The following is a 23,755-nucleotide window of genomic DNA, read 5'->3' on the forward strand; positions in this document are numbered from 1 at the left end:
CCCCGGGTGGGTTCCGGCTTCCGCGGCGAAGAACGCTGCACGCAGGAACAGTTGCCGTCACGACCCGAAAGGCCCTGATTCGCGCACCGAATGCGCAAATCAGGGCCTGAATCGTAAGCAGCCCTAAGGCTGTATTTTCCGTCCGGCCAGATGCGCCGAGATCGCCTCGAACGCACGAATGGTCGGGAACAGCTTGGAAGCATCCTGCGGCAGCGGCCAGCTGGAAAGCTTGACCGCGACCAGCTTGGTCGCCGGATCCATATAGATCATCTGGCCATGGATGCCCAGGGCCACCGCGGCCCCGGTGGCAGGGTTCGGGAACCAGATCTGGTTCCGGTAGTGCCCGCCGGGCATCATGTTGTCGCCCGGGGACTGGGCGAACGCCTGGACCAGCGCGGGATCGGTGGCGAAGGTGTCGGCGATCCATGCCTCGGAGAGAACCTGCTTGCCGGTCAGCGCACGCCCGCCATTGACATAGAGATGGCCGAAACGCGCCAAATCGCGCAGGCAGGCGTTGAATCCGCCGTCGAACATTCCGGTGCCGAATTGGTCAACGCCCATCACCAGATCCTGCTGGGCACCGAGCTTGGACCAGACATAGTCCGAAAGCAGTTCCTGCAGCGGGGCGCCGCCGGCGGCTTCCAGCACCCAGCCCAGGGCGTCGGTCTCGCAGGAACGGTATTCGAAGACCCCGCCGTGCGGTCCCTTGGCCTGCAGGGTCAGCAAGAACTCGTACATCCCGATAGGCCCGACGCCGCCACGCGACGGGGCCCAGCCGATGGCCTCCTCCAGCTGGCGCACCTCGGCATTGGGATCCAGATACTCTTCGGAGAATTTGATCCCGGAGCGCATATCCAGCAGGTCGCGCACCCGGGCGCCGGCATAGCCGCTGCGTTCCAACGCCGGCACGTAGGTGGCTACCGCCTGCTCGGCATCAAGCATTCCGGCGTCCACCAGCGCCCCGGCCAGGGAACCCACCAGGGTCTTGCTGACCGACATCAGCAGATGATCGGTCAGCGACGTCATGGTGTTGTAGTACTTCTCCCAGAGGATCCGTCCATTGTGCATGACCAGCACGGCGTCGGTATTGGTCGCGTGCATTACCCCGCGCACGGTCAGCGCCGGGTCGGTAATGCTCGCCTTGGCCACTTCCAGTTTGCCCAGCTTCTCCTCGGCCAGGTGCAGCCTGACGATCGGGCCATCGCCGCGCGAAACCTTCACGGTGGGATGGATCCTGGCGATGTTCTGGAATGAGCGCTTGATATTCTGCGGGTACTGCCAGGTGGCGATGTTCAGCGCCTTGCTGGGAGGACCTGCCAAGTTGGCCGCCATGTGCCCGGCGGCATCAGTCGCTTCAGTTGCCATGCTCTGATGGCGGAACGTCAATTCCCTTGTATTGGGATCGGATGCAGGAGATGAAGTGCTTGGCATCGATGCTGAGCTTGGTTTTCTTCTTGCCTTCGTACTGCAGCTTGGCCTTGGTGACCAGGACCCCAAGATCGGCTCCCTTCCATCGGTAATCCTCTACGCCGTAGATGCGCAGGAAGAATGCTTCCTTGTGGGTCTGCAGCTGGTGCCAGTCCAATGCGGAACGGGAAAATTGCAGCTTGCCGCGCGAGTCGAGGTAATAGTTTCCGGTGCGTGGGGCATGGGTGATGTACTGCAGGATGTCATCGGTTTCCTTGATGATCATGTGGCTCCAGACATCAGCCCCGCTCATCTCTTCCCAGCGAGCATTGATCTCGTCAACGTCCAGCTCGAATTCCACATCAAGGAATTCAAGCAGGTGGAAGAGGAACAGCGGCACGTCGGCATAGGCTCCGGCGGTGACGTTGGTGATGGCGCTGGCCCCGGAGATGCGCGGGTTCAGTTCGCCCAGGTACACCTCGTCGGTGTCGGTGTCCACCAGCACGTCCACCTCGAAGAAGCCGCGGTAGCCGGTGTCCTTCAGACCGTTGCCCACCTTGCGGACCAGATCGATGGCGCGCGAACGCTGCGAGTCGGTGACCACATCCGGGTGCATCTCATTGCCGCACCAGCCGCCCTTGTACGGAGTCAGTTCCTTGTAGCCGGCCAGTTCGGTCAGGATCGGCCCCACCACCGTGCCGCATTCGGTCAGCACTGCCTCAACGGCTACCGGCTGGTTGTTGATGCGCTTCATGATCTTGAGCTGTTCGCCGATGATGTTCTTGGCATGCGCCTTGAACTGCGCCTTCGAGTCGATGAAGAAGGTCGTCTTGCCCGAATCCCCGTAGGGGGTCTGGACCACCAGGTCCTTGCCCAGGCCGGCTTCCCCGGCCAGTTCCATGAGCTCGTCGTAGTTATCGGCGGTGCCCAGCACGTTGGGCACCGATGGTGCGCCGGCGGCATTGCCCAGCTTGGTGGTAACGATCTTCGAGTCCAGTTCGGTGCGCAAGGCGGCCGAGGGCAGGATCAGGTCGTAGCCCAGTTCCTCGCAGATTGATTCGGTTTCCTCGTCGAAGAAGACCATCGCGATCTTCGGCCGGGGACCGCCCGGGGTGCACTGGGAATCGATGTATTCGCGGACCTCGGAGTTCTCCAGCAGCCAGTTGTTGATCTCTTCGGCGCTCTGGAAATCGACATAGGGCTTCTCGGCGGGGGTGAAGACCCGCGGGTGGTGGCCGTCCCAGCCGTCGTAGTAGGTGATGTAGCTGAATTTGCGGACCCATCGGTCAAGGCCCAGCAGATTGACCGGGGTGGCGCCGAGGAAGAAGATCGGAGTGGTATTGGTGCGGAAGAAATGGCGAACTTCGCTCATGTTCTTCAGCTTGCGGTCCATGCGCAGGACCTTGGCCGGGAGATTCTCGGGTTCGGACTCGTTGTAGGCCGCGTCGACGGCGACGTTGGCGCTGAGCTGATCGGTAACAACGCGCGCCTTGTGGCGCAGCTTGTCCAGATCGCTGGGTTTGGGTATGCGGTGGCGAGAAGCCGGGGCGTGGGCTTCAAGAATGTTGGCCATGATGTGGAGATGTCCTTTGAAACTGTCCGAAGAAGGGCGGTTGCACGGCACAATGCGTGACAGTTTCATGCTCAGCGCTCATCGTAAGCACCGGCACACGTTCTGCTTAACGCGTGGTGAACATTGAGCCCGCCCCCGCCGATGCGGCCTGTGACTTGGCATGCAACGGCAGGTTCGGGCTCAAAGCTAGGTAAAGGTTACTCCTTATTGCGGTAACTGGCGGCTGCTAGCCAGACACCGTCGATGCGAAATCCAGCTGCTGGAATTCGAATCCGGCCTGCTGCAAGACTTCGCTGGTGACCTTGCGGCCGGTCAACGCGACCCGGGCATTGGATCCCATGACCGCGGCGCCGATCTTGGGCAGCACCGACCCGGTGGGCAGGCCAGGCAGCCCAGCGATGGATCGCAAGGCGGCCATGACCTCGGCATTGCGCAGCGGTTTCGGGCTGGCGGCATGCACCAGGCCGGCAGGGATGGAAGGCTCTTCGAAGCCGAGCAGGCAGCGGATCAAGCGCAGCCAGTCTTCCAGCCCGATCCAGCTGAACCACTGCTTGCCGTCTCCCAGCGGACCGCCCATGCCGGTATTCACCAGCAGGTTCAGCGGGCCAAGCAGGGGAGCGTCGGGGTGCATCACCAGCGAGGTGCGCAAGAGATAGCGCTGCTCGGCGTTGACCGCGGCCTCGGCGAAGGCCTGCTCCCATGCCGAAGCGACCCCGGTCATTTCCGGCAGGGCGCGCTGGTCGCTGGGAACGGGGCTGGACTCGGTCAGCTCTTCCTCGCCGGCGTCACCGAAGATGGCGGTGGTGCTGGCCTGGATCCAGGTGGCCAGCTGGGGCGCCGAGGCTGCGGCTTCGGCCAGGGTCTTGGTGGAGGCCACGCGCGAGTCGGTGAGCGCTGCGATGTTCTCCGGGGTGTTGCGCTTATCGACGCGCTCGCCAGCCAGATTGACCAGGTGCACCGGATTCTTGCTGGACAGCGCGCGGGCCCAGGGCCCCTGGTGCACGCCATCCCAGCTGTACTGCTCGGCAGGGAAATCATTTTCCGGGTTGCGGGTCAGCACCGATACGGAAATGCCGCGGCAGACCAGATCGGCGACGAGGTTGCGGCCAAGGAATCCGCGACCGCCGGAGATCACCACATGGGCATCGCGCTTGCGGTGCGCACCCGGGGCGATGATCCGGTACAGGCGGGCCGCCGCGATGGCGAAGTCCTTGCACAGGGCGTTGGCCACGGTGAATTTGAAAGCGGTGGTGCCCGGGCCGTTGAGCTCAGCGGTGAAGTGCAGTACGGATCCGTGCTCATGGGGCTCTACCTGCCAGCGCAAGACCATTTCACCGGCCGGCTGCGGTTGGGTGAACTCCACCATGAGGGTGTCCTGGTTGCGCCGGGTGATGGAGCCCGAAGGCGCGGTGCTGCGGTGCAACGGGCCGAAGAACTTGCCCGGCGGCAACAGATCCACCTTGGTGCCCACGCCGCGCTGGTCGTCATGCACGATGAAGCCGTCGAAGCTCTTCATCCACTGGCCGGTCTGCGACAGGTTGCCCACGATCGAGTAGACGGCCTGCGGGCCAGCGGCCAGGAACTGCGACTCGGTGCGCTGCCAGTGCGTGAATTTACTCGTGGTGCTCATCTTGGAATAGTTCCTTCCAGCTCGGTTTCTCGGGCATAGCTCTAGGCTACTGTGCCCGGTGCACTTCGGCAGGATAGACATCGAAGCCTGCCTGAACTGTTACACCAGGGTCCTGGAACGGGAAAAGCTCCCTTGGTCCATGCGGACCAAGGGAGCTTCGGATCGGGGCGTTGGCTAGGCAGTAACCTTGGCGCCGACTTCCTGTTCCATTTCGGTGAACTCGCCATCGATGGTCGGGTTCGGGCGGTAGGTTGCCCGGGAAACCAGCCATGCGACAACCAGTGCGGCGAGGAAGCCCGGGACGATCTCGTACATGGCCGAGGCCAGCACGTCCACGTTGCCCCAGATAAACACCACGACGGCGCCGGTGACCATGCCGGCGAAACCGCCCACGGCGGTCAGCTTGCGCCAGTACAGGGCCAGCAGGACAACCGGGCCGAAGGCGGCACCGAAGCCCGCCCACGCGAAGGAGACCAGCTCAAGGATGGAGGAGTTCGGGTTCAGCGCCAGCAGGGCGGCGACGACGGCCACCAGCAGTACGCCGGAGCGGCCCAGCATGACCAGGGCCTTGGGCGAAGCCTTGCGGCCGGTGATGTTGTACAGGTCCTCCACCAGTGCCGAGGAGCAGACGATCAGCTGCGAGGACATGGTGGACATGATGGCCGCCAGCACAGCGGCGAGCACCAGTCCGGCGATCAGCGGGTGGAAGAAGATCTGGCTCAGCAGCAGGAAGACAGTTTCGCTGCTGGCCTTGTCCAGCGGCTGATCGGCGAAGTACGCGACGCCGATGAACGCGGTGGCGATGGCGCCCAGGGTGGTCAGGAACATCCAGCCAATGCCGATGCGCCGTGCGGTCTTCGCTTCGCCCGGGGTGCGCAGCGCCATGAAGCGCACGATGATGTGCGGCTGGCCGAAGTAGCCCAGGCCCCACGCTGCGGTGGAGAAGATGGCCACGGCGGCCAGGATCGCGCTGTTGTCGCTGAAGGAGGAGAACAGGTTGAACGCTTCGGGATTGACTTCGGTGACCTTCGAGGTGATGTCCCCGATGCTGCCGATCTGGATGACTGCCACAATTGGCACGGCAATCAGTGCGGCGAACATCAGCACGCCCTGGACCATATCGGTCAAGGATGCTCCGAGGAAGCCGCCGAACAGGGTGTAGAGCAAGGTGATTCCTGCCACGAAGAACATGCCCGCAAGGTACTGCCAGCCGAAGGAAGCCTCGAAGAACTTGCCTGCAGCCACCATTCCCGAGGATACGTAGAAGGTGAAGAACACCAGGATGATCACCGATGCGCCGATGCGCAGCAGGTGGCTGTTGTCCTTCAGGCGCTTTTCGAAGAAGCTCGGGATGGTGATGGCGTTCTGCGAGATCGCGGTGTAGGAACGCAGCCGCGGGGCGACGAACTTCCAGTTCAGCCACGCGCCGATGAGCAGACCGATGCCGATCCATGCTTCGTGCAAGCCACCGAGGTAGATGGCGCCGGGCAGGCCCATGAGCAGCCAGCCGGACATGTCGGATGCGCCTGCGGAAAGGGCTGCGACCCACGGCTTCAGGCCGCGGTCGGCCAGCATGTAATCGTCAATGTTGTTGGTGCGGCGATATGCAATATAGCCGATGCCAAGCATGGCGGCCATGTAAATTGCGATCGCAATCATCTGGAAAGTCTGGTCGGACATTTTTCCTCATTACCGTTTGTGCCTGGGGCTTTTCTCAGCCGCCATAGGCGCGGATTTCTGTGGTGCGAGTCACCACTATGGCACTAATTCTCCGGTTTGTCGCCGGGTGCCATTTGGTCTGTGATCATTCTGTTATCTAGTCGACCGTATCGAAGTCTGCAGGGGTAGCCAAAATCGCGGAGTTGCTTGCATCACTCATTCCGGGCTGCGCGTGCAGCGATTTCCGCACCGCGCGGATGGCCGGGGATTGGGTGGAGGAATGCCGCATGGCGGTGAAGATGGTGCGCTCGGGAGAGCCGGGAAGATCCACCGTGCGCAGGCTGCTGCGCTGGTCGCGCAGGACCAGCTCGGGGAGCATCGCCACAGCGTTGCCTGAGGCGACTAACTGCACGTGAGCCTGCAAATCAGCGGTTTCGTAGCGCAGGTCTGGCTCGAACCCCGCAAGCCGGCAAGCCTGCAAAGCCCAGTGCCGGCTGGCGGCACCCGCCGGTTCCACCACCCAGGGCAGGGAGTTGGCATGCTCCAGGGTGTGTACCCGGTCGAATTCGGCGTTCCCGGCCGCACCTCGTGCCGGCAAGGCCAGGCGGATCGGATCGTGAGTCAGAACACGCCGATCGAGGTTGTCGTAGTGCGGCGCGGAATGCCCCGAGTACTGCTCCGCGACCACCAAATCGAAACTTCGGCTGCTGGTTTCATTCAACGCGTCCGCCGGTTCCTGCTGGCTCATTTCCACCCGCAGGTTGGGGTGCTTGGTGCGCAGTTCGCGCAGTACCGGTGGCATGAGGCGGAGCATGGCCGTCTGGAAAACCGCTAGTCGGACGGTTCCAGAGACGGTGGACATGGCCGCGGACAAATCCGCTTCGGCGCGTTCCATGGAATCGAGCAGTTCTTCGGTATGGGCCACCAGGATCTGGGCCTGAGGGGTGAGCTTGAGGGTGCGCCCGGTGCGCCGCAGCAGCTCCACTCCGGTTTCGGATTCCAGCTGGCTCAGTTGCTGCGATACGGAGGAGGGGGAGTAGCTCAGTGCATCGGCCACCTCGGCAATGGTTCCGCGGATATGCAATTCGCGAAGCAAGCGCAATCTTCTCAGTTCAAGCACGGTTTTCCCGCCATTCAGCTAGTGGGGACTCTCGGAGTCTAGACACTTCGGCAAAACCGAACGAACATCTTCGGTTTTGTTCACTTTTGCTTAAGACAATATAGGTTCATACTCGATCTTGCACACAGCTTTTCTTGGCGGTTCTCTGGCAACAGCAGACCACCGGATTAGCCATAACGACATCAGCGTTCGGTGCCGAACCACAAGTACGAATTGCATCGAAGGGACCACCAGTGTCTTTCACCTCCACCCAGCACGTAGTGCCAGCCGCACTAGATGCCGACGGCAACCCGCTCACCTCGCCGGCCGAACTCGCTGACGACGTCATCAAACTGGTGCGCCGCTGGCTCACCGAAGCTTCCGAATACCCTGTAGATGCTGCCGCTGCCCGTCTGGCCGGTGTGCTCAAGGACCCCAAGGGCCTGGACTTCACCGTAGGCTTCGTCGATGGCGTGATCCGCCCCGAAGACCTGAAGGTCGCAGCAGCCAACCTCAAGGCGCTGGCTCCCATGGTGCCAAGCTTCCTGCCCTGGTACATGCGCAAGGCCGTCGCAGTAGGCGGCGCCATGGCCCCAGTCGTGCCGCAGGTAGTAGTTCCCATCGCCCGCAAGGTCTTGCGCGAGATGGTAGGCCACCTGATCATTGACGCCTCGGATGCCAAGCTCGGCGGCGCGATCTCCAAGATCAAGCGCGAGGGCGTGGACCTGAACGTCAACCTGCTCGGCGAGGCCATCCTCGGCGAAGGCGAAGCAGCCCGCCGACTGGATGGCACCACCAAGCTGCTGGAACGCAACGACGTGGACTACGTGTCGATCAAGGTCTCCTCCACCGTCGCCCCGCACAACCACTGGGCGTTCGATGAAGCCGTGGAGCACATCGTGGAAAAGCTGCAGCCGCTGTACGAGCTGGCTGCCAACAGCCCGAAGAAGAAATTCATCAACCTGGACATGGAAGAGTACAAGGACCTGGAGCTGACCATCGCGGTCTTCACCAAGATCCTTTCCAAGCCGGAATTCAAGGACCTGCCCGCCGGCATCGTGCTGCAGGCCTACCTGCCAGATGCCCTGGGTGCAATGATCCAGCTCCAGGAATTCTCCGCGGCCCGCGTGGCCGAAGGCGGCGCACCCATAAAGGTCCGCGTGGTCAAGGGCGCCAACCTGCCAATGGAAACCATGGAAGCCGACATCCACGGCTGGCCGCTGGCCACCTGGCACACCAAGCAGGACTCTGACACCAGCTACAAGTCCGTGCTGGAATACGCGCTGCGCCCCGAACACGTGAAGAACATCCGCATCGGCATCGCCGGGCACAACCTCTTTGACGTTGCACTGGCTTGGCTGCTGGCCAAGTCGCGCAATGCCACCGACGGCATCGAATTCGAAATGCTGCTGGGCATGGCTACCGGCCAGGCCGAAGCGGTGCGCAAGGACGTCGGCTCGCTGCTGCTCTACACCCCGGTGGTGCACCCGCAGGAATTCGACGTGGCCATCGCCTACCTGATCCGCCGCCTCGAAGAGGGCGCCAGCCAGGAAAACTTCATGTCCGCAGTCTTCGAGCTGGCCAAGAACGAGGCCTTGTTCGAACGCGAGAAGAACCGCTTCCTCGCTTCCCTGGAAGCCATGTCCAATGTGGTCCCTGCCCCGCACCGCGTGCAGAACCGCCAGGTCCAGGATCCGGCGCTGAGCACCCGCGTGGCCGGTTTCGCCGATGGCTCCACCGAATTCTTCAACACCCCGGATACCGACCCGGACCTGAACCAGAACCGTGCCTGGGGACGCGAGATCCTGGCCAAGATGCAGGAATCGCCGCTGGGCAAGGAACTGGTCAAGAACAACACCCTGAACAGCGCCGGCGAACTCGACGAGTCCATCGCCATGGGCGTGGATGCCGCCGCCGGCTGGCAGCAGCTGGGCTCGGCCCAGCGCGCGCAGATCCTGCACCGTGCCGGCCTGCTCTTCGAGGAGCGCCGCGCCACCTTGCTCGAAGTCCTGGGCTCCGAATGCGGCAAGACCATTGACCAGGGCGATGTAGAAATTTCCGAGGCCATCGACTTCGCGCACTACTACGCGGAACTGGGCCGCGAACTGGATGCCGTGGATGGCGCGAAGTTCGTCCCGTCGAAGCTGACCGTGGTCACCCCGCCATGGAACTTCCCGATGGCGATCCCAGCCGGTTCCACCCTCTCGGCGCTGGCCGCCGGTTCCTCAGTGATCATCAAGCCTGCCAGCCAGGCCGCCCGCGTGGGCGCTGTCATGGTGCAGTGCCTGTGGGATGCCGGCGTGCCCAAGGACGTGCTGCAGCTGGTCTTCGTGGGCGATCGCTCCCTGGGCCAGCAGCTGGTCTCCGATGAGCGCGTGGACCGCCTGATCCTCACCGGCGGCTACGAGACCGCGGAACTGTTCCGCTCCTTCCGCAAGGACCTGCCGCTGCTGGCCGAGACCTCCGGCAAGAATGCCATCATCGTCACCCCGAACGCCGACCTGGATCTGGCTGCGCGCGACGTCGTGCAGTCGGCCTTCGGCCACGCCGGCCAGAAGTGCTCGGCAGCCTCGCTGGTGGTGCTGGTGGGCTCGGTGGCTGAATCCCGCCGCTTCAACAACCAGCTGATCGATGCGGTGAAGTCGCTGAAGGTCGGCTACCCGTGGAACCCCGAATCCCAGATGGGTCCATTGATCGGCGAGCCGGGCGAAAAGCTCAAGCGCGGCCTGACCACCCTGGGCGCCGGCGAGCGTTGGGCCATCGAGCCGAAGCAGCTCGATGACTCGGGCAAGCTCTACTCGCCGGGCGTGCGCTACGATGTGGCCCGCGGCAGCGAATACCACAAGACCGAATACTTCGGCCCGATTCTCGGCGTGATGACCGCCAAGACCCTGGAAGAAGCCGTGGAGATCGTCAACGAGGTGGACTACGGCCTGACCTCGGGCCTGCATTCGCTGGATTCGGCAGAGATGGGCTACTGGCTGGAGAACATCCAGGCGGGCAACATCTACGCCAACCGCGGCATCACCGGTGCCATCGTGCAGCGCCAGCCATTTGGCGGCTGGAAGAAGTCGGCCATCGGCGCAGGCACCAAGGCCGGCGGTCCGAACTACCTGATCGGCATGGGCTCCTGGGTGGATGCCCCAGCCACGCAGGGCGCAGCGCTCTCGGCATTCGACGAGCGCCTGCTGAACACCGCAGAACTGGATTCGGAGCAGGCGCAGTGGCTGGGCTCGGCACTGGCCAGCGACAAGCTGTGGTGGAACAACGAGTTCAACCAGGCCAAGGACCGCTCGGGTCTGGTCGCCGAACGCAACATCTTCCGGTACCGCGCCGTTGACGTGACGGTGCGCTTCGAAGAAGCCACCAGCGGCCACGGACTGGCCGAGGCGCTGCGCGTCATTGCCGCCGGTGTCACCGCAGGTTCCCGCGTGATCTTCTCCGCTGACGTGCAGCTGCCCTTGGGCGTGCGCAACCTGTTGGCCGAGAACTCGGTCACCGTGGTGCGCGAAGACGCTGCGGCATTCGCCGCCCGTGCTGCGAAGCTGGCTGCGAAGACCGGTCCGGAGTCCGCTGCCCGCATCCGCCTGATCGGCGGCTCGATGAAGGCTGTCGCCGAGGCAGCCAACGGCAAGCCGGATGTGGCCATCTACGCATCGCCGGTGACCGCTGCCGGACGGGTGGAGATGCTTCCGTTCCTGCATGAGCAGGCCGTATCCATCACCGCGCACCGCTTCGGCACCCCGAATCACCTCAGTGATTCGCTGATCTAGCAGGCAAGCGCATAAAGCAGTGGCCAGCATCCATTTATTTGGATGCTGGCCACTGCTTTATGCCGGAAATCTCTTTACTTCTTTCGTACCTTGAACTTGGCGACCAGAAGATCCGCGGTGGCGGAGAGGATCGCCGGAAGAATGTAGCGCGCCAAGGTCACCAGGGTAAAGGCGAGTACGGATCCGCTGGCCGAACCAGCCACGGACAGGGCCGCAAATCCCAGGCCCACCGCCGAGAGCAGGCCGACGATCCAGCCAGCGAGCTTGCGGGGACGCAAGACGAACCAGCCAACCAGCGAAAGCACCGGCAGGAGCAGGCCCCAGACGGTGAAGTAGCCGGTGTACATTCCTTGCAGATCCAGCGCGGAGACCAGGAACCAATCGCCATATTCCACGGTGTCCAGTACCGGCAGCTTCAGCAAGATGTCCAGGACCAGCGACAGCAGGACCAGCAGCATCGCGAAGACCTTGGTGTCCTTGCGCGCTTCGAGCAACCAGAAGCTGCCGATGGCCACGAGCCTGATCACCCACAAGGCGATCAGGGAGAGCAGGCTGCCGCCGGTGACATAGTCGGCGGTGGACAGCAGCGTGGATCCGGTGATGCCGGCGATCAGCACCAGCCAAACAATGATCAGGCGGGCCGGCAGATGCAACAGTGGTTTTTCTTCGCTCACTTAGCCAAGTCTAATGAAGCTGGCTGTGCATCGACTTGGTTTCACCCTAATGGAGTACCGATTAGTAGGCCAATACAGGGCTAGGATGACTTGCATGGCGCGTTCATTCACTCTGATCCAGTTGCGGTATTTCATTGAAGTTGCGCGGTTCGAAAACATGCGTGCCGCAGCAGCGTCCTTGAATGTCTCGCAATCGACATTGTCTGCCGCGATCAACCATTTGGAACGCGATTTAGGCGTGCAGCTGTTCCTGCGGTTACCAAACCGTGCGTTGAACCTGTCCGAGGACGGGAAGCGACTTGTGGCAGGTGCCCGGAACCTTTTGGAAAATGCGGAGATCTTGCACTCGTCATTGAGCGGAGCGAGCCATGAACTTAGCGGAAGACTGCGCGTCGGAATTTTCGCGCCGTTGGCACCCTTCGTTGCACCGAGGTTGTTCGCAGCATTCAAATCCGCATTCCCCGGTATCGAATTGCAATTTATCGAAGGCGAGCAACAACAAGTTCTAGATGCCTTGCGCAAGGGCGAATGCGAAATAGCGCTCATGTATGACCTCGGCGTCGGAGCAGAATTCTCGATGGAGCAGGTAGACCGGTTAGGTGCGCACGTCATCGTGGCCCACGAACATCCGCTGGCGCAAGGCAACGGAACTGTATCGCTAGAGGACCTCGTTGACGAGCCGCTAGTTCTGCTCGATCAAGAACATTCAAGAGAGTACTTTCTCAAGCTCTTCTCCTCGTTGGGACTCCAACCCAATGTGGCCCATTGGGTTTCAGGATACGAGACCGTCCGTTCCTACGTGGCCATGGGGTTGGGATATTCGGTTCTGAACCGGCGTTTGTCGCATGACCTGACCTACACCGGCAAAGCCGTAGTGCCCCTGCAAATCAGTGATCCGGTCATTCCCATTTCAATTGTGGTCGCCTATCCGAAGGAGATGCAGATGACGCGGAAAGCTCGGGCGTTCGCAGACCTTGCGGGCGAGATCCTGAACGACGGGTAACTTCTGATCGCTTTTAGCGATCACGCCAATAAAACTTTTGCGTTGGACGACATGACGTGGATCACAGATGGTTGAGTACTAAGAGGCCGGACTGCTCGTCCGCTCCTTCCACAGCAGCTTCCTGAGAATTCGGCGGAGCTTAGCCCGAAAGAAGGCAGACTCGTGACCCTGAATAGCATTGATGCCGGCGCGGTGCCGTCGACGACGAAATCCGACATGAAACAGAAGCGTCGCGTGCTGGCCGGTGGCAGCATCGGACAGTTCATCGAATTCTACGACTTCACGCTCTACGGGTTATCGGCAGTCACGCTGTCCGCACTCTTCTTCCCATCAGACAGCCCGCTGGCAGGCCTGCTCGCGACGTTCGCGACGTTCGGTGTCGCCTTCTTCGTCCGGCCGCTTGGCGGAATGTTCTTCGGCGTGCTGGGAGACAAACTCGGTCGCCGTAAGGTCTTGTTCATCACCTTGATGACTATCGGACTGGCAACATTCGCTATCGGACTGTTGCCGACCTTCGCGCAAATTGGAGCTCTGGCTCCAGCACTTCTGGTGTTGTGCCGACTCGTCCAGGGATTCTCGGCCGGCGGCGAATCTGTCGGTGCACCTGCCTTCGTCTTCGAACATGCGCCAATTGATAGACGAGGCTTCTGGCTGAACATCACTCTGGCAGCTACAGCATTGCCGTCGGTGATAGGTGGAACCCTGATCCTGGTGCTGTCCACGACGATGGACTCCGAAGATTTTGCATCCTATGGCTGGCGTATACCATTCCTGCTCGCCCTCCCGCTCGCACTCTTCGGCCTTTGGATTCGCTCCAAGACCGAAGAGTCGGAAGCATTCCAGCAGGTGCTCAAGAAAAACGAGCACAAGGAGTACAGCCCTTTGCGCCAGACGTTCGCAGAGAACAAGCTCCGGATGCTTCAGGTCATCTTCGTCATGGCGCTGACAGCCATGGGGTTCTACTTCCTCTCCGGATACTTCGTTTCCTATGTCCAGGTAACCGGAAACCTGAGCCTGGAAATGTCGCTAGTGGCAAATGCCGTAGCCATGGCCAGCTACGCGATCCTGCTTCCTATTGGCGGACGGTTCAGCGACCGCTTCGGACGCAAGCCGATGCTCATCGCAGGTTCCGCAGCGCTGATGATACTCAGCATTCCATGCTTCATGCTGGTAACCAGCGGTTCACTCGCCTTGGCAATCATAGGGCAACTGCTCTTCGTGGTTCCCATGTGTATTTATGGCGGCGGTTGCTACACCTTCTTCGTGGAAATATTCACCACCAGAACTCGGTACACTTCCTCAGCCATCAGCTACAACGTTGCCTACGCAATCTTTGGCGGCACTGCTCCATTCGTCGGGACGTGGCTGGTCTCGGGCACCGGTATTGCGATGATCCCAGGCGTGTACATGGCCACAGCCGCACTTATCGTGCTGTGTCTGCTGGTCTTCACCCCAGTGCCGGAAACCCATCCGCTTTATGCCAAGTCTTCGCCAGCCACCGGCCAGTAAAAGCGCCGTACTCTAACTTCACAGAAAGGAATTCACCATGCACAACGAATTTCTCGTTGACTTCCACCACGTTGCCGAATTCGGCGCAACGGATAAAAACGGTGTCGACCGGCAAGCAGCCACACCCGAGGACAAACTCAGTCGAGATTGGTTCGCGCGATTCACCAGGAACCACGGCTGGGAACTTCGCGTCGACACTATCGGCAACATGTTTGCATTGATCGAACTTACGCCAGGGGCCCCCTACATACTGCTGGGATCGCATATGGATTCGCAACCACTGGGTGGACGCTTCGATGGTGCCTACGGTGTCCTCGCAGGCCTGCATGCTGCCAAAGCCATTGAGTCAAGGTTGAAAGCGGAATTACAGCAGCCAGCCTTCAACATAGGGGTAGCCAATTGGTTCAATGAAGAAGGCGGCCGGTTCGCCCCGTCCATCATGGGCTCTTCTGTGTTCGAGGGCTCCATGGACGAACAACAGATGCTGCAAACCCGGGATTTGGCGGGGATCAGCGTCGCAGAAGCCCTGGAATCTATTGGATACCTCGGCCACGATCAACGTCCTGACGTGGCAGGCTACGCGGAGATCCACATCGAACAGGGACGCATCCTGGAACGAGAGTCGATCAACATCGGAGCTGTCGATTTTTCCTGGCACACGCAGAAGCTGGACGTCGAAGTGCTTGGGGAACAATCCCATACCGGTGCAACGGCCATGGCCGATCGTCATGACGCACTTGTCGCTGCGAGCAAGGTGATACTGAAAGTCCACGACGTCGTAGGACACTTTGCTGAGGGCAGCATCGTGTCGTCGGTCGGGCAAATGACGTTGGAACCGAATTCTCCGATTGTCGTAGCTCGTCGGGTGCACTTGGTTGCTGACCTTCGCGCCGAGATGAAAACGGACGTATTGCGAGCGCGACAAATTCTAATTGGGCAAATTGCGGAGATTGCCCGTGAACACGACATTCGGATCAACGTCAATGATTTCGACGTGCGCGAGATTCAGTACTATCCGGAGTCTGGCCTTGAATTAATCGAGAAAATAACCGCCAATCTGGGCAAGAGCGTTCGTCGTATACGCACGATGGCTGGGCATGACTCGGTAGCGATGAACCGAATGGTGCCGACGGTCATGCTCTTCATTCCCTCAATCGACGGCGTCAGCCATTGCGAACGAGAATTCTCTACTGACGAGGACATGATCCACGGGTTGGAAGTCCTCACTGAGATTGGCTGGGAAATGATCTTTGGCGCCCTAGATGAGAATGCAGCGTTGGCTGGCAACGAGAGCAAAGCAATCCATGGGATTTCCGCATGATGGATGATCTAGCCTTCCTCAGCGCAACAGAGCAGTTATCAGCTTTCCACAGTGGAGAAATCTCTCCTGCAGAGGTCCTTGAAGCACAGTTTGAATTGATCAATGCCGACAGGGACCGTGGGGTCGAAAGAATCAACGCGCTGACCGAGACGATGGAAACCGAAGCATATGCTGAAGCTGCCAGAAACACGGAGGCGTACGCCAAAGCCCGTCGCGCAAATGAAGTGCAACAGTTGCCGGCATTGTTAGGCATCAGTGTCGTCGCGAAGGAAAAACACGGGCTAGCCGGGCACAGCCTTTCGATGGGACTGCTCTCGCAGAAACAGTCTGTTGCCGAGGTCGACCATCCGATCATCGAACGGCTCCGAACTGCCGGAGCCATTATCCACGGCCGAGCGACGAGTCCTGAGTTCAGCTGCGCCACTGTAACGCACTCTCCTATCTGGGGAGTTACCCGCAACCCTTGGAACCCCCAAATGTCACCGGGCGGATCCTCCGGGGGATCGGGTGCAGCGTTGGCAGCCGGATTTACCACGTTGGCTACCGCCTCGGACATTGCAGGATCAACTCGAATTCCGGCTGCCTTCACCGGAACCGTTGGGTACAAGGCCCCATACGGAAGGATCCCCGGGGCTGGGGAATTGGCCGCTGATCGTTACCGCGGCGATGGGCCGATGGGACGAACCGTCGCGGATGTTCTGCTTATGTCATCAATCATCAGCGGTACGCACCCGGCTGATTCGAACTCTTGGGGATCGACAAATCCCAGCCAAGAATTTGAAGAAGCGTCTCTCGCCGACTTGAAGATCGGGGTCTCCCTGGAGCTGGGCAATTACCCCGTAAGCCAAATGGTTGCCGCAGCGTTCGCCTCGACGATCCAGCGGCTGCGGGATCTGGGAGCGAATATTGTGGAAGTCGACCTGCCCTGGACAACAGACCAGGTCAGGGAAACAAGCTTCGCCCATTTCGGACAAATTCTTGCCCCGGCGATGACCCAGATCATCGGGAACTCTAAAAATCCGAGAGCTGCTTATACCGATCAATTCATTGCCGACGCGCTGGCTCAGGCGGAATCAGTGTCATTGGTCGATTCCCTTCGCTTGGACGCACTGTTCAATCAGCAATTGAACACGGCTATGTCAGGCGTGGATGTCTTGCTTTGCCCGACGAACGCAGTCGATTGGCTGCAGGCCGACGGAGACTACCTGGACGGGATCAGCGTGGCAGGACGGAAGCTTAAGCACTATTGGGAGGGCCATATGACCAGTCCTTTCAACATCGCCAATCATCGACCGGTGATGAATCTTCCGTGCGGTGTGGGTGAGGCCAACGTTCCGATTGGACTGCAGATTGTCGGTCAGCCATGGGATGAAAGGACCGTATTCCAGGCTGCGCTCGCTATGGAACGAGTCATCCAGTTTACCAGTGGTAATCCATACCCAGCACTGGCAGGAACACCGACCGGCTAACATCAGGGAATATGCGGGGACCAGTCCAGAATGGACTGGACCCCGCCTATTCTTGCAGGCTCAGACCTCGAGTTTCAGTGCCTTGCGCAAGGTCAGCGCGCCACCGGTGTGCATCACTGCCCTGCCGTAGATCTTCTCGGCAAACAGCAGCACGAGCCAGCAGGCAGCCAGGAGAATTGCCAGCGAAAGAATCGGCTCCCAGAAAGCTACCTCGCCGGAGAGCAGGCGGCTAGGCATCGCCGCCGAGGAGACGATAGGAATGTACGAAGCGACCACCAGGAAGCTGCCCTTGGCATACAACCCGATGAACAGCACCGCCATCAGGAGGCCCACCACGGGCCCGCTGGATTGCTGCAGATCCTCGGTACGGGTAGCCAAGGAGCCCAACGCTGCCCAGATCCCGGCCAGAAGCAGGAAACCGCCGAAGAAGAACACCACGAACCACCCGGCCACCTGGGTGACAACTCCGAGGAACGGGATCTGGATCGGGGAAATGTAGGCAGCCAGCAAGCCAATGCTGAGGAAGGCCAGGAGCTGGATCATTGCGAGAACGACATTCCCGATGATTTTTCCTGCCAGCAGCTGGCGCAGCCGGATGGTGCTGGCCAGGATCTCGACCACGCGGTTCTGCTTCTCCTCGATGACCGAATTGGCGATGGGCATGCCGAAGAGGAATGCGGCCATGTAGAAGAGGAATGAGAAGACCAGCGCCATGGCACTGGCCATCGCGGCCCGTTCGGAATCGCCATGGAGCTGATCGAGAATGAGGTCCTCGTTATCGGGCAGGCCAGCTGATTCCAGTCCGGCCTCGGCCAGCAGCTGATCGGTCTTCACGGTTTTCATTGCTTCGCGGACCAGAGAACTGAGCTCTTGGTCGACCGCGTTGAAACCGGTCAGCGTGAATTCCTGCGCATCGGCCGAACCGGACAAGGTCGCGTTCAGCCGCTCAGCGGATAGCTGCTGCTCCGCCTGTTCAGGAGCGAGCCTGGAAATGCTCAATTCCACGTCTTCGGGGCGATCCTGGATCACCTGCTCCAGCACCCGGAAACTGGCATCGTCGGTGGCCGCCACGGCGAAATTCGACGTGCGATTGGCGAGGAAACCGGTAAGGGCGACCGATCCGATGATGAATAGCAAGGTCACGATGGTGCTGATGATGAAAGCTTTGTCGCGCAGCTTGGTTTCGACTTCGCGCAAGGCGACAATGAGCCATGGAGCCGTGGTGGTGTTCACTTGATGATCTCCCGGTAGATGTCGGCCAGCGAAGGGCGATGGATTGCGAACTCTGCGACGGGCCCGCGGCTCATGGCGGTGGCGAGCACGCGTTGAGCATCGGATTCGGAGTCGAAATTCACCAATGCGTCATGGCCTGAAATATCGATAACGGTGACCCCCGGTTCATTGCGCAGCCAGCCCGTGTCGGAGCCCAGGGACAACCGGTGCCGGGATGCCTGCGTCGCACGGAGCCAGGCTGCCGATGAATTGGCCAGGATCCTGCCGTCCTGGATGATCACCAGATGGTCCACCAGCACATCGAGCAGATCCAGCTGATGCGAAGAGAAGAGCACCGGTACGCCACGCGCTGCATAGTCGCGCAGGATGGAGCTCATTGCGTCCACCGCGATCGGGTCAAGTCCGCTGAAAGGTTCGTCGAGGATGAGCACGTCGGGTTCGTGCAGCAGTGCTGCGGTGACTTGAACGCGTTGCTGGTTGCCTAGGGACAGGGATTCGAGTTTCGACTTGGCGCGGTCAGCCAATCCGAAACGGGCCAGCAGTTCCATGGCCCGTTTGCGTGCTCCGGAGCGGGACAGGCCATGGAGCTGTCCGAGGTAGACCAGCTGGTCTATGACCGGCTGCTTGGGATACAGGCCGCGTTCCTCGGGCATGTAGCCGAAGTTGGGGCGGGTGGCTCCATTGAGCGGTTGGCCGTTGAGCGAAACAGAACCGGAATCGGCGCTGAGCAATCCCATGATGATGCGCATGGTGGTGGTCTTGCCGGCACCGTTGGCACCGACGAATCCGGTGAGCGCGCCGCCAGGTACGGTGAAGCTGATGTCATCGAGCACCAAATTCTGTGCAAATGACCGTGACACATGGTTTAGCTCAAGCATGTTTTCCTCTGCCAAGTATTGTTTCTACTCATCAGCTTAGGAAACGAAGCAGCATTTGCGCTCCGTCTGGAGAATGAAACTATTGGATGAGTCCGGCGCGGTGGGCGAATAGCACGCCCTGCACCCGGTCGCGCAGGTGCAGCTTCGCCAACAGGTTCGACAGGTGGGTTTTCACCGTGGCTTCCGACAGGGAGAGCACTGCGGCGATTTCCTGGTTGTTCTTGCCCTGGGCCAGTTCGCAGAGTACCTGGCGTTCGCGTTCGGTGAGTTTTTCCAGCTGCTGGGCCTCGGTAGTTGCCGTTGCCGAATCCGCGGCAGGGACGGCGCCGGTGCCACGCTGGATGAGCTTGAGCGTGACTTCGGGGGAGAGCAGCCCGTGGCCGGCGGCCACCTGGTGCACGGCGGCAACCAGCATTTCAGGCTCTGCATTCTTCAGCAGGAACCCGCTGGCCCCGGCATCCATGGCCTCGAAGAGGTAGTCGTCGCGGTTGAAGGTGGTCAGCACAATGACCTTGGTCTGGGTGGTGGTGGCGATGAGCTTCGTGGCTTCGATGCCGTCCATCCGCGGCATTTGGATATCCATCAGCGCCACCGTGGGGTTCAGCTCGCGAACCATTTCCAGGCCCGCTTGGCCGTTGCCTGCCGTGCCGATGACCTGGATCTGCGGATCGGTTTGCAAGATCAGTTTCAGCGACGAGAGGATCAGCGACTGGTCATCGCAGATCACCACGGTAATTTTGCTCATGTTGCCAGTCTAGTTGCCGCGTCGGAAACCACGCGCAACCGGGCCCGGGTACGCCAGCCGTGCGGAATGCGCGGGCCGATTTCCACTAGCCCGTGATGCAGCTTGGCGCGTTCGCGAATGCCACGCAGGCCGTAGCCGCCACCGGCGGAATCCGGCCGGGGACGGCCGCTGTCGGTGACCTCGACTTCTATCCATGCGCCATCGGCATCGGTTCCCGAACGCAGCGACAAGGTAGCTGTGCGGGCCGTGGAATGCGCACGGACATTGGCCAAGGCTTCGCCGCTGATGCGGTAGAGCGCGAGCGACAGGCCTGCCGGCAGAGCGGAAATGAAGCCGGGCTGGTGTTCATCGCGGGAGATCTGGATGCTCAGTCCCTGGCGTTCATTGGCTGCGATCAGCTCATCGAGCTGCGCCATGGAGGGTTCGGGGTTCCGTGCCCCCTCAGCGCTGTTCGGCGAATCCTCCGGTCCGCGATGTTCGCGCAATACGCCCAGCAGTGCCCGCGTTTCGCTGACTGCACTGCGTGCCGAGGACTCGATGCCGCGCATCAGTTCGATGGACTGCTGGGGATCGCGCTCATGCACCATGCGGGCGGCCGAAGCCTGGATTCCCACCGAGGCAATGTGGTGGGCAATGACATCGTGCAGCTCGCGGGCGATGCGCAGCCGTTCCTCGTTGACCGCACGGTCTGCCAGCTGCTGGGACTGGTCGGCAATGCGCTGGGCCTGGGTTTCCACTATTTGGCTGGCGTAGGCATTGGTCCAGCTGACCATGCCCAGGAAGATCGCGCCGCCGAAGTACAGCAGGTTCATCAGCAGGTTGTAGAAGATGAAGGCCGTTGACGTCGGCAGCACGCCTGCTGGATCCTCGACCATGGAAGTTCCGGTGGCCGTGAGCAAGTCGGAAGTGAAGAAGGTGACGATCACCCAGGTGGCCATGAACAGCAGCACCACGCTCATCGCTATCCACAGTCCCCGGCGGTTCTTCGACCACGTGACCGCGGTGTAGATGCCGATGAAATAGGCCAGCTGCGCGCAGAGCTCCATGCCGACTTGGTAGGTATTTTCGCTTCCGGCGCCCACGAAGGCAGCCGAACCGATGAGCATCATGGTGATGGGCCAGCGCCGGCGGAACATCAGCGGCACGATCAGGGACACAAGCACGAGATAGGCGAGAAGGGGATCGGGCGCGTTTTCTTGCTCGGTCAGGGAGAGCAGGAGTTCGTGCATGGCCAGCGCCAGCAGGAGGAAGCCCGAAGCGACGATAATGTCGCGGCGCAAGCTCTTCTTATCCGGAGACGGACGTTCCCAATCCATCGGAGGCAGCGTTGGGAGCCTCCGGTGTACTAGCTCAGGGAGTCGGTACATGGTGTTCCTTGATCATCTCGTTGGCCAGGCATTGGAAACGACTTTACCGGTCTGCGGTTTTCCGGGCATGAGCCTGGAGGCTTACCCCTGGCGTTGACCCGGGAGGAAATGCGCTAGGCAGAAAGGTTACTAGGCAGTAATGTGATGGTATGCACATGATTTTCCGAATCCTCATGGTTTACCTCAACAGCAAGAAGGCTTCCAAGCTGTCCATGTTCGACACCAGCTCAGTGGGCATGCGTGCCACGCTGACCGATATCGACTTTGCCGGCCACATCAACAACGGCATGTACTTCTCGATCTTCGATCTCGGACGCTTCGACTTGATGTTCCGTTCCGGTGTCTGGGACATCATGTCCAGGAATAAATGGGTTCCGGTCGTGCAGACCGAGACCATCACCTTCCGCAAGTCGGTGCGCCTGGGAACCAAGTTCTCCCAGGAAACCCGGCTGATCGGCATGGACGACAAGTGCATCTTCTTCGAGCAGCGCATCGTCGTGAAGGGCGAAATCTACGCTCGCGCCTATGTCGCCACCCGGATGACCTCGAAAAAGGGTGCGGTTTCCAACGAGGAAATCCTGGCAGCAGTCGGCTTGGAACTGCCAGCAGACATGGTGCTGCCCGAGTGGCTGCACCAGTGGCGCCAGGACGGAGCGCTGCCCAGCACCCGCAAGCCGGCCCCGCACAATTGGATCCGCTGAATCAATTCACTCGCGCAATTCCTGCTGGACCGTGCCGGGGGACTCAATGTGCGGGATTCGGCGAAGCCTTGGCCGCATCAATGAACATGGCGATCAGCTCGGGATCCTTGACTCCGCGCGATGATTCGACGCCCGAGGAGACATCGGCGCCGAAAGCGCTGGACGCAGCCAAGGCATCAGCGACATTCTGCGGGGACAGTCCGCCGGCCACCAGCCAGCGCCGACCAGCGGCCAGATCCTTCACTGCCGCATAATCCCAGCTTTCGCCGCTGCCGGGGACCGAGGCGTCAATGAGCAGCAGATCTTCGCCCCAATCGGCAAACTGCTCCTCCGGGTCATCGCGCCGCACCGCGCGGATGACCTTGAACCCGGCCTCATGGGCGGTGCTGACATCCGTTGCCGTGCGCTGCCCGTGCAGCTGCACCCAGCTCACGCCGGCGTCCGCAGCACGCTGAAGCACCGTCTGGATCTCTTCGCCGCGGAATACCGCCACGGTGGCAATGCCTGCAGGAACTGCCTTCACCAATGCGGCGGCGCGCTGCGCAGAAATTTCCCGGGCACTGGGCGTGAGCACGAACCCGATGGCGTCAGCGCCATGGGCCGCAGCGGTTTGCACGTCCTGGGCCGTGGACAAGCCGCACACTTTTACGAAGGGCTTTGCTGCACTCACTTGGCGTTCTCCTTGGCCATATGGATTGGGGTGTAACCGCCAGGCGCGTTGGCGCGGATGGCCAACAAGTCGCGGGCGTGATTCCACAGCCGCTTGTCCTCCCCGGTGACGGGCACCCAGGGCTTGACCGGAACAGCGGTGCCGGTTTCATCGCGGGTCACCATCACGGTCAGGCAGTAGGTCGTCAGCTGCATTTCCAGGGTCTTCGGATCGCCAGAGCGCACATGCACCGCAACGTGCATCCCCTTGTTCCCGGTGTAGACCAGTCGGGCCTCGACCTCCACCAGGTGGCCGATCAGCAGCGGGCGGTAGAAACGCACGCCGCCGGAGAACACCGCAACGGTTTCCTGCTGGCAGTAGCGGGCCGCGCACAGCTCAGCGGCATCGTCAATCCACTTCATCACGATGCCGCCGTGGACCTTGCCGCCCCAGTTCACATCGGTGGGCGCCGCCAGGAAGCGCAGCGTCACGCGTTCGGCGGTTCCCTCATCGGTGTATACCTGTTCATTCATGGACGCGACGATCTGCTCGCGGATCTCAATGCGCGCCAGCGCATTCTCGCGCATGGCGATTTCCCTGGCCGTCCCCGGGGTGAATGCCGGAACCGGGGTTGGCTTGCCATTCTCGCCGACGGCTACGAAGATCACCAGGCAGCTGCTGGACTTCACCGGACGCAATTCGCGCGGATCGCTGAAGGACACCTCGGTATGGATGTGCATGGAGCTGGTTCCGGTGTACACCACCGAAGCGGTCACTTCCACCAGATCTCCGGAGTGGATCGGGTCTTCGAAGTGGATATTGCCTACATAGGCGGTGACGCAATAGCTGGAGGACCATCCCACCGCCGCAGCGTAGGCGGCCTTGTCGACCCACTCCAGAACGGTGCCCGCAGGAACAATCCCGGTGACATCGACGTCGGTCGGTGCCGCGAGGAATCGCAAGGTGACAGAATGCGGACGTTGTTTCAGCTCCGGGGTGCTCATGCACTCCAGTTTCGCGCACAACGCGCATCACGGGCAATGTATGACGCTTCACGGCCCAGCC

The 23,755-nt window shown here is 61.0% G+C and carries 18 protein-coding genes; 6 read left to right on the top strand and 12 right to left on the bottom strand.

The window, feature by feature from the left end:
* Nucleotides 1-123: 123 nt before the first annotated feature.
* The 5 genes from ACIP6G_RS08885 to ACIP6G_RS08905 all read right to left on the bottom strand — a co-directional run bounded on the left by ACIP6G_RS08885 (nucleotide 124) and on the right by ACIP6G_RS08905 (nucleotide 7,389).
* The gene (locus ACIP6G_RS08885; RefSeq protein WP_400289558.1) at nucleotides 124-1,365 is read right to left on the bottom strand and encodes a serine hydrolase domain-containing protein; all 1,242 of its coding nucleotides are present in this window, start codon (nucleotides 1,363-1,365) and stop codon (nucleotides 124-126) included.
* Complete coding sequence (locus ACIP6G_RS08890) at nucleotides 1,355-2,980, bottom strand: biotin carboxylase (protein ID WP_400289561.1); 1,626 nt, start codon at nucleotides 2,978-2,980, stop codon at nucleotides 1,355-1,357. The genes ACIP6G_RS08885 and ACIP6G_RS08890 overlap by 11 nt, the downstream gene beginning before the upstream one ends.
* A gap of 226 nt (nucleotides 2,981-3,206) precedes the next feature.
* Nucleotides 3,207-4,610 carry an NAD-dependent epimerase/dehydratase family protein gene (locus ACIP6G_RS08895; protein WP_286134710.1) on the bottom strand — a complete coding sequence of 468 codons (1,404 nt, stop codon included), beginning with the start codon at nucleotides 4,608-4,610 and terminating at the stop codon, nucleotides 3,207-3,209.
* Nucleotides 4,611-4,784: 174 nt separating this feature from the next.
* Nucleotides 4,785-6,290, bottom strand: coding sequence for a sodium/proline symporter PutP (gene putP, locus ACIP6G_RS08900; protein WP_400289564.1), 1,506 nt, complete (start codon nucleotides 6,288-6,290; stop codon nucleotides 4,785-4,787).
* A 136-nt stretch (nucleotides 6,291-6,426) separates the two neighbouring features.
* The gene (locus ACIP6G_RS08905; RefSeq protein WP_105658876.1) at nucleotides 6,427-7,389 is read right to left on the bottom strand and encodes a LysR family transcriptional regulator; all 963 of its coding nucleotides are present in this window, start codon (nucleotides 7,387-7,389) and stop codon (nucleotides 6,427-6,429) included.
* Nucleotides 7,390-7,622: 233 nt separating this feature from the next.
* Here ACIP6G_RS08905 and ACIP6G_RS08910 point away from each other — a divergent pair, with 233 nt between their 5' ends.
* Complete coding sequence (locus ACIP6G_RS08910; protein WP_400289566.1) at nucleotides 7,623-11,141, top strand: proline dehydrogenase family protein; 3,519 nt, start codon at nucleotides 7,623-7,625, stop codon at nucleotides 11,139-11,141.
* 74 nt (nucleotides 11,142-11,215) lie between these two features.
* Here the strand turns inward: ACIP6G_RS08910 and ACIP6G_RS08915 are convergent, their stop codons facing one another.
* Complete coding sequence (locus tag ACIP6G_RS08915) at nucleotides 11,216-11,815, bottom strand: hypothetical protein (RefSeq protein WP_133834889.1); 600 nt, start codon at nucleotides 11,813-11,815, stop codon at nucleotides 11,216-11,218.
* A 94-nt stretch (nucleotides 11,816-11,909) separates the two neighbouring features.
* Between ACIP6G_RS08915 and ACIP6G_RS08920 the strand changes: the two genes are divergently transcribed.
* From ACIP6G_RS08920 to ACIP6G_RS08935, 4 genes are all read left to right on the top strand, one after another.
* Nucleotides 11,910-12,818, top strand: a complete 909-nt coding sequence (locus tag ACIP6G_RS08920) for a LysR family transcriptional regulator (protein WP_400289568.1) — start codon at nucleotides 11,910-11,912, stop codon at nucleotides 12,816-12,818.
* Between the two features lie 162 nt (nucleotides 12,819-12,980).
* Nucleotides 12,981-14,327 carry an MFS transporter gene (locus tag ACIP6G_RS08925; RefSeq protein WP_359192590.1) on the top strand — a complete coding sequence of 449 codons (1,347 nt, stop codon included), beginning with the start codon at nucleotides 12,981-12,983 and terminating at the stop codon, nucleotides 14,325-14,327.
* A 37-nt stretch (nucleotides 14,328-14,364) separates the two neighbouring features.
* Nucleotides 14,365-15,648, top strand: a complete 1,284-nt coding sequence (locus ACIP6G_RS08930) for a M20 family metallo-hydrolase (protein WP_400289571.1) — start codon at nucleotides 14,365-14,367, stop codon at nucleotides 15,646-15,648.
* Entirely contained in the window at nucleotides 15,645-17,117 is a 1,473-nt protein-coding gene (locus ACIP6G_RS08935; RefSeq protein ID WP_400289572.1) for an amidase, read from the top strand. The genes ACIP6G_RS08930 and ACIP6G_RS08935 overlap by 4 nt, the downstream gene beginning before the upstream one ends.
* 60 nt (nucleotides 17,118-17,177) lie before the next feature.
* On the opposite strand, the gene ACIP6G_RS08940 is transcribed toward ACIP6G_RS08935, so the two are convergent.
* From ACIP6G_RS08940 to ACIP6G_RS08955, 4 genes are all read right to left on the bottom strand, one after another.
* Nucleotides 17,178-18,350, bottom strand: coding sequence for an ABC transporter permease (locus ACIP6G_RS08940; RefSeq protein ID WP_105658873.1), 1,173 nt, complete (start codon nucleotides 18,348-18,350; stop codon nucleotides 17,178-17,180).
* Nucleotides 18,347-19,228 (bottom strand): ABC transporter ATP-binding protein, encoded by an 882-nt coding sequence (locus tag ACIP6G_RS08945; protein WP_400289574.1) that lies wholly within the window; start codon nucleotides 19,226-19,228, stop codon nucleotides 18,347-18,349. The genes ACIP6G_RS08940 and ACIP6G_RS08945 overlap by 4 nt, the downstream gene beginning before the upstream one ends.
* Before the next feature lie 79 nt (nucleotides 19,229-19,307).
* Nucleotides 19,308-19,973, bottom strand: a complete 666-nt coding sequence (locus ACIP6G_RS08950; RefSeq protein ID WP_400289577.1) for a response regulator — start codon at nucleotides 19,971-19,973, stop codon at nucleotides 19,308-19,310.
* On the bottom strand, nucleotides 19,970-21,289 hold the full coding sequence (locus ACIP6G_RS08955; RefSeq protein ID WP_400289579.1) for a sensor histidine kinase: 1,320 nt from the start codon (nucleotides 21,287-21,289) through the stop codon (nucleotides 19,970-19,972). The genes ACIP6G_RS08950 and ACIP6G_RS08955 overlap by 4 nt, the downstream gene beginning before the upstream one ends.
* A gap of 200 nt (nucleotides 21,290-21,489) precedes the next feature.
* Between ACIP6G_RS08955 and ACIP6G_RS08960 the strand changes: the two genes are divergently transcribed.
* Nucleotides 21,490-22,041, top strand: coding sequence for a thioesterase family protein (locus tag ACIP6G_RS08960; RefSeq protein WP_105658869.1), 552 nt, complete (start codon nucleotides 21,490-21,492; stop codon nucleotides 22,039-22,041).
* A 43-nt stretch (nucleotides 22,042-22,084) separates the two neighbouring features.
* On the opposite strand, the gene ACIP6G_RS08965 is transcribed toward ACIP6G_RS08960, so the two are convergent.
* Nucleotides 22,085-22,711 carry a phosphoribosylanthranilate isomerase gene (locus ACIP6G_RS08965; RefSeq protein ID WP_400289581.1) on the bottom strand — a complete coding sequence of 209 codons (627 nt, stop codon included), beginning with the start codon at nucleotides 22,709-22,711 and terminating at the stop codon, nucleotides 22,085-22,087.
* Nucleotides 22,708-23,694, bottom strand: coding sequence for an acyl-CoA thioesterase (locus ACIP6G_RS08970; protein WP_400289583.1), 987 nt, complete (start codon nucleotides 23,692-23,694; stop codon nucleotides 22,708-22,710). Before ACIP6G_RS08970 ends, ACIP6G_RS08965 begins: the two co-directional genes overlap by 4 nt.
* Nucleotides 23,695-23,755: the final 61 nt, after the last annotated feature.

Source organism: Glutamicibacter sp. NPDC088483 (assembly GCF_044753145.1).
Classification (GTDB): Bacteria; Actinomycetota; Actinomycetes; order Actinomycetales; family Micrococcaceae; genus Glutamicibacter.